Annotated in this window: 9 protein-coding genes and 1 rRNA gene; 7 read left to right on the top strand and 3 right to left on the bottom strand. The window is 58.4% G+C overall.

Features of this window, described 5'->3' with window-relative positions:
• A 5S ribosomal RNA gene (rrf, locus tag JHL21_RS08905) occupies positions 1-111 on the top strand; the annotation flags it as partial.
• Between the two features lie 409 nt (positions 112-520).
• Entirely contained in the window at positions 521-2,185 is a 1,665-nt protein-coding gene (locus JHL21_RS08900) for an alpha-glucosidase family protein (protein WP_367948171.1), read from the top strand.
• Between the two features lie 50 nt (positions 2,186-2,235).
• Here JHL21_RS08900 and JHL21_RS08895 read toward each other — a convergent pair whose 3' ends face one another.
• Complete coding sequence (locus JHL21_RS08895) at positions 2,236-3,306, bottom strand: AbrB family transcriptional regulator (protein ID WP_200213024.1); 1,071 nt, start codon at positions 3,304-3,306, stop codon at positions 2,236-2,238.
• A gap of 100 nt (positions 3,307-3,406) precedes the next feature.
• A complete protein-coding gene (locus tag JHL21_RS08890) occupies positions 3,407-4,576 on the bottom strand; it encodes a M20 aminoacylase family protein (RefSeq protein WP_200213023.1) in 1,170 nt (389 codons plus the stop codon).
• 247 nt (positions 4,577-4,823) lie between these two features.
• Here JHL21_RS08890 and JHL21_RS08885 point away from each other — a divergent pair, with 247 nt between their 5' ends.
• From JHL21_RS08885 to JHL21_RS08865, 5 genes are all read left to right on the top strand, one after another.
• The gene (locus JHL21_RS08885; RefSeq protein ID WP_200213022.1) at positions 4,824-5,582 is read left to right on the top strand and encodes an electron transfer flavoprotein subunit beta/FixA family protein; all 759 of its coding nucleotides are present in this window, start codon (positions 4,824-4,826) and stop codon (positions 5,580-5,582) included.
• Complete coding sequence (locus tag JHL21_RS08880; protein ID WP_200213020.1) at positions 5,582-6,508, top strand: electron transfer flavoprotein subunit alpha/FixB family protein; 927 nt, start codon at positions 5,582-5,584, stop codon at positions 6,506-6,508. Before JHL21_RS08885 ends, JHL21_RS08880 begins: the two co-directional genes overlap by 1 nt.
• Positions 6,509-6,604: 96 nt before the next feature.
• Positions 6,605-7,789 (top strand): amino acid aminotransferase, encoded by a 1,185-nt coding sequence (locus JHL21_RS08875; RefSeq protein ID WP_200213019.1) that lies wholly within the window; start codon positions 6,605-6,607, stop codon positions 7,787-7,789.
• Between the two features lie 82 nt (positions 7,790-7,871).
• Complete coding sequence (locus tag JHL21_RS08870; protein WP_200213018.1) at positions 7,872-8,930, top strand: Mrp/NBP35 family ATP-binding protein; 1,059 nt, start codon at positions 7,872-7,874, stop codon at positions 8,928-8,930.
• Between the two features lie 145 nt (positions 8,931-9,075).
• On the top strand, positions 9,076-10,389 hold the full coding sequence (locus tag JHL21_RS08865; protein WP_200213017.1) for a GH1 family beta-glucosidase: 1,314 nt from the start codon (positions 9,076-9,078) through the stop codon (positions 10,387-10,389).
• Here JHL21_RS08865 and JHL21_RS08860 read toward each other — a convergent pair.
• Complete coding sequence (locus JHL21_RS08860; protein WP_200213016.1) at positions 10,386-11,951, bottom strand: ABC transporter ATP-binding protein; 1,566 nt, start codon at positions 11,949-11,951, stop codon at positions 10,386-10,388. The genes JHL21_RS08865 and JHL21_RS08860 overlap by 4 nt on opposite strands.
• Between the last annotated feature and the right edge of the window lies 1 nt (position 11,952).

The following is an 11,952-nucleotide window of genomic DNA, read 5'->3' as shown; positions in this document are numbered from 1 at the left end:
TGGTTCTTGCGAGGAGCCCAAGACCCGATCCCATCCCGAACTCGACCGTCAAATTCCTCCGCGCCAATGGTACTAAGTCTCAAGACTTGGGAGAGTAGGTCACTGCAAGGTCTGCCAAAAACATAAATTCTCTTCACGATCATCAAAACCAAATACAAAAAGCCCCGCTCACCAGCGGGGCTTTTTGCGTTGGCAACGTGGTGGCAGGTACCTGTCGGTGGTCTCACATGGGGCTTGTGGAAGGCCCCCTCACCCGACGCTCCGCGTCGGCCTCTCCCCAGAGGGAGAGGTTAGAAGGGGTGCTTCCGATAATTGAAATAGCTCCATCCGCCAGGGCGGTAGAGGACTATGGTCATGAAGTTCCATAAGTTCTTATGGCCTCATGGTTTTGGGATCTTTGGCGCCGAATTATCATCTCGCGCGCGTCGACCACAGCTGCGTGATGGGCAGTTAACAGACCGCAGAGAACAGATTAGTGTAGCAAGCATTCAAAGCGCTTTGGGCGCGGCTTAGATGAGGCATGCGGACGATGACTGAGTGGTGGCGTGGCGGGGTTATTTATCAGGTCTACCCCAGATCGTTTGAGGATAGCAGTGGCGACGGGATGGGTGATCTTCCCGGCATCATCGACCGGCTCGATCATATCGCAAGTCTCGGTGTCGACTGCATTTGGCTGTCGCCGATCACCCAATCGCCGCAAGCGGACATGGGTTATGACGTGTCTGACTATAAGCAGGTCGACCCGCTGTTTGGGACCTTGGAAGATTTCGACGTGTTGATCGGGAAGGCGCATAGCCTTGGGATCAAGGTGATTATGGATCAGGTGGTGAGCCATACCTCTGATCAGCACCCATGGTTTAAGGAATCTGCTTTCTCACGCGATAACGCAAAGGCCGACTGGTATGTCTGGGCCGACGCCAAAGCAGATGGCTCGCCTCCAAATAACTGGCTCTCGGTTTTTGGTGGGTCGTCCTGGGAATGGCACACGGCGCGTAAGCAGTATTACCTGCACAATTTTCTGACTTCCCAGCCTGACCTCAACTTCCATAACCCCGATGTTCAAGACGCGGTGTTGGATACAATGCGGTTCTGGCTCAACCGTGGACTAGATGGGTTCCGTCTCGACACGGTGAACTACTATTTCCATGACGCAAAGCTCCGCTCGAACCCCGCCTTGCCGACTCCCGATGGGCAGCCGCTCACCAACCCTTACGACATGCAGTCCCACCACTTTGATAAGTCTCAACCGGACAATGTCGCTTGGTTGAAGCGCGTGCGGGCGCTGCTGAACGAATATCCCGGCGCGACTTCGGTCGGCGAGGTGGGCGATGATGAGCGTGGGGTTGAGCTGATGAAGGCTTATACCTCCGGCACTGATCTGCTGCACATGTGCTATTCTTTCGATTTCCTGAGCCCCATCTTTACGGCCGAACACTTCCGCTCGAAGTTGGAAGCATTTTTTGCGGGTGGTGAAACGGGTTGGCCGTGTTGGAGCCTCTCCAATCACGACGTTATTCGCCCGATGACCCGTTGGGCCCAGCATGCTGTGTCGCGCGAGGATCTGAGCCGGCAGGCCGCGGTTCTGGTCATGACCGTCAAGGGCACAGTCGGCATTTATCAGGGCGAAGAACTGGGCCTGCCTGAGGCTGATATTCGCTTTGAAGAACTGGTTGACCCGCGTGGGAAGCGCTTCTGGCCTGGTGATAAGGGGCGCGACGGCTGCCGCACACCCATGCCGTGGCAGGCCCATAAAACACATGGTGGGTTCACATCGGGAACGCCATGGCTGCCGATTAAGCACGCGCATTTGGAACTTGCGGTTGACGTTCAGAACGCCGATCCAAGCTCGACCCTCAATTTCTTCCGCAAGCTGATTGCGTGGCGGAAAGCGCATCCGGCGCTGCTGACGGGTGATATCGCATTCTTTGACACCGACGAGCCAGTCCTTGCTTTCCGCCGCTCGGCAGGAGATCAGGATGTGATCTGCGTCTTCAACCTATCGCCGGAAGCGCGGTCGGTGGACCTTGCAGGCGGCGATTTGGCGCTAGAGCCGGTTAGTCACAATGCGGTTGTGAGCGGTACAGCGATTGATTTGGGGCCGAACGGAACGGCGGTTTTGCTAGTGCCTGCGGGCGAAGGTTCGGTGGCGTATCGAGCGCCAGCCCCTGCGGTTGCGGAGGAGTGAATTGCTCCGCCAATTGGAGGTTAGCTCATTGACCGGGGGGAGAGGGGGCATTAGTACCCCTTTTCTTTTGCCTCCAAGCGGCGAATGAGCAAGGCAACAGTTGGAATAGCGAAACTCAAAAGCAGCAGACGGATGACGTGATGCGCCGCGATGAAGGCGGTGTCATAGCCCATGGCAATCGCCAAAGCGCCGACGCCTTCGAGTGCACCGGGCGAAAGGGCGAGCCAAATTTGCGCCATGGGAATGTCGACCAATTGCGCAACGCCATAGGCCATGGCGGTGACGATCACTAACATCACGGCCGTGGCGATGACGCCACCGAGCGCAGCGGCTTTAAATTCTAGCCAGGTGATGCCTATGAACCGCGAGCCGATCAAGGCTCCGGTGAGGATGAAGATGGTGACGACGAGTTGGTCGGGCAGGGGCTGGCTGTAGGCGCCACCCAGCTTGGCGATTGTTGCGGCCGCCATAGCACCCAGTACCATGCCTGCGGGGATTTTCAGTTTCACGAAAACGAGGCCCACGAGGGCGCAGCACAGCGCGAGCAGCAAGATCTGGGCTATAGAAAGGGGATCTCCGCCTGCCGCCAGATCAGGCGCTTGCACGGGCAGGAACATCGCGCCGATGGGGACTGCGATGGTGAGGAACAGAACGCGCATCACCTGGATGATGACGATCTGTCGGGGATTGCCGATGCCGGTTGCGGCAATCCCTAGAACGAACGACAGGTGGCCCGGAAACGAGCTCAAATAGGCTGTGCCCGCATCGAGTTTAAAAAGCTTGGTCAGCAGCCAGCCAGTGACCAGCACGATGATGATCAACTCGAGCGCCAGCGCTGCCAGCGACACCGGCCATTGTCCGAGCAACTCCAGACTATTGGGCGCGACGCTGGCGCCCATAGAAACGCCAATGAATACAAAAATGAGGTCACGCAACCAATCGGGCACGGTGACCGGGAATTTGACTATCGCCGCAATACTGACGCTGATTGCGCTGCCCATCAGCCAGCCTGCTGGAAAGCCGATGAACTCGGCACTGACCCCGCCCAAAATGGCAATCAGCAGAGTGGCAAGCGTGAGCACCCCGCTTCGTGCGGCGGACGGTGAGGCTGGTGCGGACATCTGGGCTCTCAGACACGCCATACGCGGGGGCAGTGGCGTGGTGCTTCAAAAAACCGCCTCTTGGAACAAGAGACGGTCTGGGTGTGTATCAACGATATCCTTAGCGGACGGGCAGTGCTTTTTCGATGAGCCGCGCCCAGTAGCTCACGCCGACAGGAATGGCATCATCGTTGAAGTCGTAAGTGTCGGTGTGTAATTCGCTGCTCGGGCCATTGCCGATGAAAATGTAAGCACCGGGACGCTCATTGAGCATGAAGGAGAAATCTTCCCCGCCCATAGAGGGTTCGCAATCGTCGTTTACCCGGTCGGGGCCAACGACATCGCGCGCAACAGCGGCAGCGAAGGCGGTCTGATCGGCGGTATTGACGGTGACAGGGTAGCCGCGTGCATACCGAATGGACGCAGTCGCGCCAAAGCTCTGGGCAAATTGGGGAACCAATTCGGTGAGGCGCTGCTCAATGAAGTCTTGGACCTTTCCATCGAGCGTCCGCACTGTACCGGTTACTTTTGCCGTGCTGGATATGACGTTGTCCGCTTCACCCGCCTCGATCATGGTGACGCTGAGCACAGCGTTATCCAGCGGGCTCAAATTGCGGGAGACGATAGACTGCAAGGCGGTGACCATTTGGGTCGCCACTATGATCGGGTCGATGGTCTGCTGAGGACGCGCCGCGTGGCCACCCTGGCCATTGATGGTGATGTAGAACCGATCAGTAGCGGCCATGATGCCGCCCGTCCGAATGGCGAAATGGCCGAGCGGCAGTCCGGGCCAATTGTGCATGCCGTAGAATTCATCGACCGGGAAGCGCTCGAGCAGACCATCGTCAAGCATGACCTTGCCGCCGCCGCCGCCTTCTTCGGCTGGCTGGAAAATCAGCACGACACGACCATCAAAATTGCGTGTCTCTGCCAGATATTTTGCAGCGCCGAGCAGCATGGAGGTGTGACCGTCATGCCCACAGGCGTGCATCTTTCCTTCCACGGTGGAGGCATATGGCGCGCTGGTCTTCTCGAAAATCGTCAGCGCATCCATATCGGCGCGCAGCCCAATCGAGCGCCCCGAAGTGTTGGTGCGCCCGTTGATGACAGCCACAACGCCAGTACGGCCAACGCCTGTTACCACCTCGTCCGCGCCGAATTCCTTGAGTTTTTCGGCGACAATGCCCGCAGTGCGATGAACGTCGAACAAAATCTCCGGATGGGCGTGCAGGTCGCGGCGCCAAGCGGTGATTTCGTCATGGAATTCAGCAATGCGGTTGAGGATAGGCATAGGCAAACCAAAGCAGGGGAAGACATGGCAGTGTCTCTGTCCTGTCCCTCGCCGTCAAGTTTTTGCGCGCCATGGCGGCGCTGGTGCAAGTGTATTTTGTGCCTTTCCGAGTAGCGGAGGCGGCAAAGGCTTACAGAGCGGTTTGCTTTTCCAACAAAGCTGACGGCCTTAGCCCAAATTTCCTTTGCTTTGGGTTGCTCGCCCAAGCCATTTTTGCGATTGAAACTCCGGTATGACGGAGTAGCTCATGAAAATCCTCGTCGCGGTAAAACGTGTGGTCGACCATAACGTACGCATTCGCGTTCGCCCCGATGGTACGGGCGTCGAAACCACGGGCGTCCGCATGTCGATGAACCCGTTCTGTAAGCACGCGGTTGAAGCTGCTGTGCAATTGGCGGGGGCTGGTCACGCCACTGAGGTGGTGATCGTCTCCATCGGCCCAAAACCTGCCAATGACGTCATCCTCACCGCCCTCGCCATGGGCGCGCATCGTGGCATTCTGGTCGAAACCGATCAGGCATTAGAAACGCTGACCATCGCCAAGCTGTTGGCTAAGGTCGTCGAGGAAGAACAGCCTGATCTCGTGCTTTTGGGCAAGCAGGCCGTCGATGATGACAGCAATCACGTTGGGCAAATGTTGGCAGCGCTGACCGATCGGCCGCAGGCGACATTCGCATCCGAGATCAAAATTGCGGGCAGTGATTTGGAAGTCACCCGCGAAGTGGATTATGGGCGCGAGACGATCGCGCTCAGTTTGCCGGCCATTGTCACCGCTGACCTACGCCTCAACACCCCGCGCAATGCGGCACTTCCCATGGTCATGAAGGCGCGATCCAAGCCGCTCGCTGTTCGCGCCGTGAGTGAATTCGGCGTTGACCTCACCCCGCGCCTGACCGTGGAAAAAACAACACCGCCGCCCGAGCGCGTCGCCGGGACAAGTGTTGCGTCTGCGGCCGAGCTGGCCGCCATTATCGCGGCAGATATCAACGAGCTGGAGGCAATCTAATGAGCGTTCTTGTTCTCGCTGATCTCGACAACACCCAGCTTTCGCCCGCAACAGCGCGCGTCGTTGGCGCGGCCGCACAACTCGGCGCGGTTGATCTATTGGTGCTTGATCCTGCAGCAACATCGGCCGCGTCCGCTCTACAGGGTGTCGCTAAGGTGATTTCAGCGGCCGTTCCGCTTGAGGCCAAAGCCATCGCTGCGCTGCTCGAAAGCCTCGCGCCTAACTATGACTACATCGTCGCCAGCGCTTCGAGCGTAGGCAAGGATGTGATGCCGCGCCTCGCTGCAAAACTCGACATTCAACCGGTTACCGACATTATAGCCATCGAGGGCCCCGCTCGCTTCGTGCGCCCGGTTTATGCCGGCAATGCGCTCGAAACGGTTTCTGACAGTCAGGCAAAGCATGTCCTCACCGTCCGGGCCTCTGCCTTCCGCCCTGTCGCCGGAACTGGTTCGGCGCTTGTCGAAACCCTTTCTTCCACTGTCCCCGCAGCAGCCCGATTGATCGCGCAGCACCGCACTGAAAGTGATGTGCCAGATCTTTCGACGGCACAAATCGTCGTGGGTGGTGGCGTCTCGGTCGGATCGGCTGAGGGGTTCAAGCTCATCGAAAATCTTGGCGCTGTGTTGGGTGCCGCCGTTGGTGCGACTCGCGCGGCGGTTGATGCCCGCTACGCCCCCAATGATTGGCAGGTCGGCCAAACCGGCAAAATCATCGCTCCAGATATTTATATAGCCGTCGGCATCTCTGGAGCCTTGCAGCATTTGGCAGGTATTCAGGGGGCCAAGAAGATCATCGCTATCAACAAGGACCCAGAGGCCCCGATTGTTAAAATCGCTGATGTCGCTCTGATTGGTGATCTTTTTGAGATCGTTCCCCAGCTCACAGCCCAGCTGCAAAATCTGGGCGTATCCCGGCGCGGTTAAGTCCGCGCGAGAGGCGAACGCTTCTTGCCCAGCTTGCAATTGCAAAAATCCCGGCCCGGCCTATAAAGGCCGTGCCTTTTCACCGGACGAAGCACAATGTTCGAAACACTTACTCAGGCCCCTAGCGACAAGATCCTTGCGCTCATGGGCGAATATGCCGCTGACCAGCGTTCCACCAAGATCGATCTTGGCGTAGGCGTTTACAAAGACGAGAAGGGCGTGACCCCGGTCATGACTTCGGTTCGTAAAGCTGAAGAGCGTATTCTTTCGAACGAAAAAACCAAAACCTACCTTGGCATCGCTGGCAACAAGGGCTTTGGCGCCGCTGTGCTCGATCTCATCTTTGAAGATGGCCTGGATCGCTCGCGTGTTCGTATCGCGCAGACACCAGGCGGCACAGGTTCGCTCTGGGTGCTGATGCAGCTGATCACCCGCGCGCGCCCGGGTGCTTCGTTCTATGTGTCTGACCCAACTTGGGCCAACCACGTGCCAATGGCAAAGCAGGCCGGTTTTGATCTCAAGACCTATCCGTACTTCGACACTGAAACGCGTGGCGTAAAGTTCGACGAGATGCTCGCGACACTCAATGGCCTCAAGGCTGGCGATGTTGTGCTGCTGCACGGCTGCTGCCACAACCCAACCGGCGCAAACCTGACCCCAGCCCAGTGGGATCAGGTCGCTGATAGCCTCGCCCGCACTGGCGCACTGCCCTTTATCGATCTGGCCTATCTCGGCTTTGGCGATGGCATCGAAGCTGACGCCTATGGCACTCGTAAGGTCATCGCTTCCGTGCCAGAAGCCGTTCTCGCCTTCTCGGGCTCGAAGAATTTTGGCCTCTACAAGGAACGCGTTGGTGCGGCCATTTTGGTTGCCCGCAATGCCGCTGAAGCCGATATTGCCAATTCGCAGATGCTCAATGTCGTTCGTGGCGCCTATTCGCAGCCACCTGATCACGGCGCTGAAGTGATCCGCACCATTCTCACCGACGCCGCGCTGCGGGCCGAGTGGGAAACCGAGCTGACCGAAATGCGCAATCGCATGATCTATCTGCGCGAAAAGCTTTCCGCAGCGATCCGCGAACGCTCCAACAGCACGGACTTCGACTTCGTCTCGAGCCACCGTGGCATGTTCTCGCTGCTTGGCTTGACCAATGAAGCGGTCGAAAAGCTCAAGCAGGAAAACGGCGTCTACATGACTGGCGACAGCCGCATCAACGTTGCCGGCCTGCCGGAAGCGAAGATGGGTGAACTTGCTGACGCTATTCTGGCCGTTAGCCGCTAAGCGTCTTAGCTGATGTATGCTGATGCACCCGCCTCTGTGTGGGTGCATCATTTTTTGATCCAGAACGAGGAATTGCAGCGCCATGGCTGACGTAGAACTGGCCGCCCGCATTAAAGCCGCGCTTTCTGAGGTCGAAATTCCCGGCGGCGGCGATCTCGCCAGCTATGCCGGGCTTTCCGAAGTTATCGTCACCCCGAGCGCCATCGCATTTGCGATTGCGGTCGCGCCGGGCATGGAAGCCGCGTTTGGGCCAACGCGGGAGCAAGCGGTTAAACGCGCGCAAGCCCTTGGTGGCGACCGCAAAGTTCTGGTGTCGGTGACGGGTGACAAGCCCAATGTCGCAAAATTCTCGCATGGCAAGGCCACACCGCCGGGCAAAACCAAGGTCGATGGGATCAAGCGCATCATCGGCGTTGGTTCGGGCAAGGGGGGCGTTGGCAAATCCACCACGTCAGTGAACTTTGCGCTCTCGCTCGCCGCCGAAGGCCTAAAAGTCGGCATTTTGGACGCGGACCTTTATGGCCCCTCCGTACCAAAACTGCTCGGCCTTGAAGGCAAGTCCGCCATTCGCGATGACGGCATTTTCACGCCCCACGAAGCCTATGGCTTAAAAGTTATGTCGATCGGCTCGATGTTGGTCGACGGGCAGGCGGTTGTGTGGCGCGGACCAATGGCGACCTCGGCGCTGCGCCAATTGCTGCGCGAAACCGATTGGGGCGATCTCGACGTTTTGGTCATCGACCTGCCGCCCGGCACCGGCGACATCCACATCGCCCTTTTCCAGCAAACTATTGTTGATGGTGTGGTGATTGTCTCAACGCCTCAGGACTTGGCGCTCATCGACGCGCAAAAGGCCATCGACATGCTGGGCAAGATGCAGGTGCCAGTTCTCGGGCTGGTCGAAAACATGAGCTATTTCATCGCGCCTGATACCGGCAATCGCTACGATATTTTTGGCTCTGGCGGGGCCGAACGCGCCGCAGCAACTATGGGCATTCCCTTTGTCGGGGCGATTCCCTTGGTCATGTCGATCCGCGAAAATTCTGACGCCGGCACGCCTCCGGTTGTTGCAGTGCCAGATGGCGCAGAAGCGCAAGCCTATCGCGCCATCGCGCGCAAAGTGATCACCACGCTGCGCTGATCTCCCGCTCACCACCAGCCCAATCCCTCCCCCGACTTCGGGGGAGGTTAGGTGGGGGCATACCAACTCGCACACCGCATTTATATCGATTGCATAACGGGCTTCGCCAATGCTATCCGATTGCCCCAGTGCAGGAGGAGTGCCCATGTTTTCGTTCAATCGTCACGATTTCGGTCCCAATTTCACCTTTGGCGTGGCGACAGCCGCCTATCAGATTGAAGGTGGCCAAAAAGACGGCCGGGGCTCCTCTATTTGGGATAGTTTTTCCGCGACGGCTGGCAATGTGCACAATGGTGACACCGGCCGCGACGCCTGCAATCACTACGAACTGTGGCCGCAAGATCTCGATCTGATCCGAGACGGCGGCTTTGACGCCTATCGCTTTTCCTTCTCTTGGCCGCGCCTCATTCCGGAAGGGACCGGCGCGATCAACCAGGCTGGCGTCGACTTTTATGATCGTCTCATCGACGGCATGCTCGAACGCGGCATCAAACCCTATTCAACGCTCTATCACTGGGATCTGCCATCCACCCTGCAGGATCGTGGCGGCTGGATGAACCGTGACATTGCCAATTGGTTTGGCGACTACGCGACACTGATCGGGGAAAAATTCGGTGATCGCCTACACGCCACAGCCACGATCAATGAGCCGTGGTGCGTTGCCTTCCTCAGCCATTATCTTGGTGCCCACGCCCCCGGCTATCGCGACTTACGCGCGGCAGCACGGGCTATGCATCATGTGCTGTTTGCTCATGGCACCGCCATTGACGCCCTACGCGCCACCGGCACGAAGAACCTCGGCATTGTGCTGAACTTGGAAAAGGCCGAACCGGCCACCGACAAGCCCGAAGACCTTGCCGCCTTCAACATGGGCGACGCGCTGTTCAACCGTTGGTATCTCGGCGGCGTCTTTAAGGGTGAATATCCCAAGGAGCTGCGCGAGTGGCTCGCGCCTTATCTTCCAGCCAACTATGAGGCCGATATGGGCGTTGTTTCGCGTCCTCTCGATTGGCTCGGCATCAACTACTACACGCGCGGGCTCTACAAAGCCTCATCCAACCCCAATGTGCCAGCCGAGCAGGTGAAAGGCCCGCTCGAAAAGACCGATATTGGTTGGGAAATTTACCCGCAGGGTCTCACCGACCTCTTGGTGCGCGTCTCCAACGAATACACCAAGATCCCGATCTACATCACCGAGAACGGCATGGCCGAGGTCGAAGGCGACAATGATCCGCGCCGCGTAACCTATTACGAAGATCACCTCAACGCCGTGCGCACGGCTCAGGCAGCAGGCGCCGATGTGCGTGGCTATTTCGCTTGGTCACTGCTCGACAATTACGAATGGGCGGAAGGCTACAATAAGCGCTTTGGCCTCGTGCATGTCGATTACGCAACGCAAAAGCGCACGCCCAAGGCCAGTTTCCGCGCCTTCCAGGGCTTGCTGCATAACACGCGTTAAGCGGCGAAAACCTCGGGCAATCGTGCGGCCACCAGCGCTTTCGTCAGAGCGTGCTGGGGCTGCGCGAAGAGCTTTTGTGGCGCGCCTTCTTCAACGATTTTGCCCTTTTCCATCACCAGCACACGGTCGGCCATAGCGCCAACCATGTCGAGGTCGTGGCTGATGATGAGATAGCTCAACCCATGCTCTGCGCGCAGTTTTGCCAGCAGCGCCAAAATATCCCCGCGAACGGAAACGTCGAGGGCGGACACCGGTTCGTCGAGCACCACAAGCTTTGGTCGCGTCACCATGGCGCGTGCAATGGCGAGGCGTTGGCGCTGACCGCCCGAAAATTCATGCGGGTAGCGGTCGAGCATTTTAGCATCGAGCCCAACAGCGTTGATCGCCTCAACAAGGCGCGCGTGACGGTCAAGTGGCGAGAGCGCACCGCGCAAGGGCAGGGGCTCGCCAAGCGATTGCCCGATGGTCATACGCGGATCAAAGCTCCCGAAGGGATCTTGGAAGACCAAGGAAATGTCGGCGCGGGGCGATGATGGCAGGTCTTTGCCGTGATAGCGCGTGCCATCAAACACGAATTGCCCCGAGGTGGCGCTGTCGAGACCAACGATCATGCGCGCCAATGTGGTCTTGCCACAGCCCGACGGGCCAACGAGCGCTAGGCACTCGCCTTTGCCAATGGAAAAACTCACATCAGAAACGGCTTTTAGGGGCTCCTGGCGGCCAAAGAAGCGTCCGCCCTGTGCGTAGGCGCGCGTCGCCGCTTCCACGCTCAGAAGGGGCTCGGGGCCGACAAATGTCCCGTCGGTGAGGCGATCAATGCGCGTCGCCTCGAGCAATTTTTGCGTATAGCTGTCCTTGGCATTGGCAATCACATCGGCAGTGGCGCCGATCTCGACCAGTTTGCCCTTCTGCATAACGCCCACGCGCTCGCAGAGCACCGCCACAGCCTTGATGTCATGGCTGATGAACAGAAGCGTCATTTGCCGCCGCGCGCTCACCTCTGCGATCAGATCAAGCACTTTGCGCTGCGTGATCACATCGAGCGCCGAGGTTGGTTCGTCGGCAATCAGCAATTCCGGCTCGCCAGCCAAAGCCATAGCGATCATGGCGCGCTGGCGCTGTCCGCCCGAAAGCTGGTGCGGATAGCGCTCGGCGTGTTTGGCCTCAAGCCCGACCTCGTCGAGCAGCGCTGCAATTGCCGTGTCGCCACGCTTTGGTGCGTCAGAGAGCACAAGAGCTTCTTCAATCTGTTTGCCGATTTTCATCAGCGGATTGAGCGCCGTCATAGGTTCTTGAAAAACAAAGCCGATGTTTTGTGCGCGCAGACGCGCCATGTCCTGCTCGTTCTGCGGCAGCGGCGCGCCATCGAACAGAATACGACCGGAGACTTTGGCAAGGTCCGGCAACAGGCCGGCAATGGCCATCGCCGTCATCGATTTGCCAGACCCACTCTCCCCGATAATGCCGAAGCGCTCTCCCTTGGCAATCGAAAGGCTCAAGCCGTCAACTGCCGCGTAGGAGCCAAAGTGGATCGTGAGATTTTCAAGCTCAATGAGCGCCATG

The organism is Devosia sp. WQ 349K1 (assembly GCF_016595685.1).
Taxonomy (GTDB): Bacteria; Pseudomonadota; Alphaproteobacteria; order Rhizobiales; family Devosiaceae; genus Devosia.
Note: the sequence above shows the minus strand (reverse complement) of the source record. Positions and strands in the feature narration are given on the sequence as shown.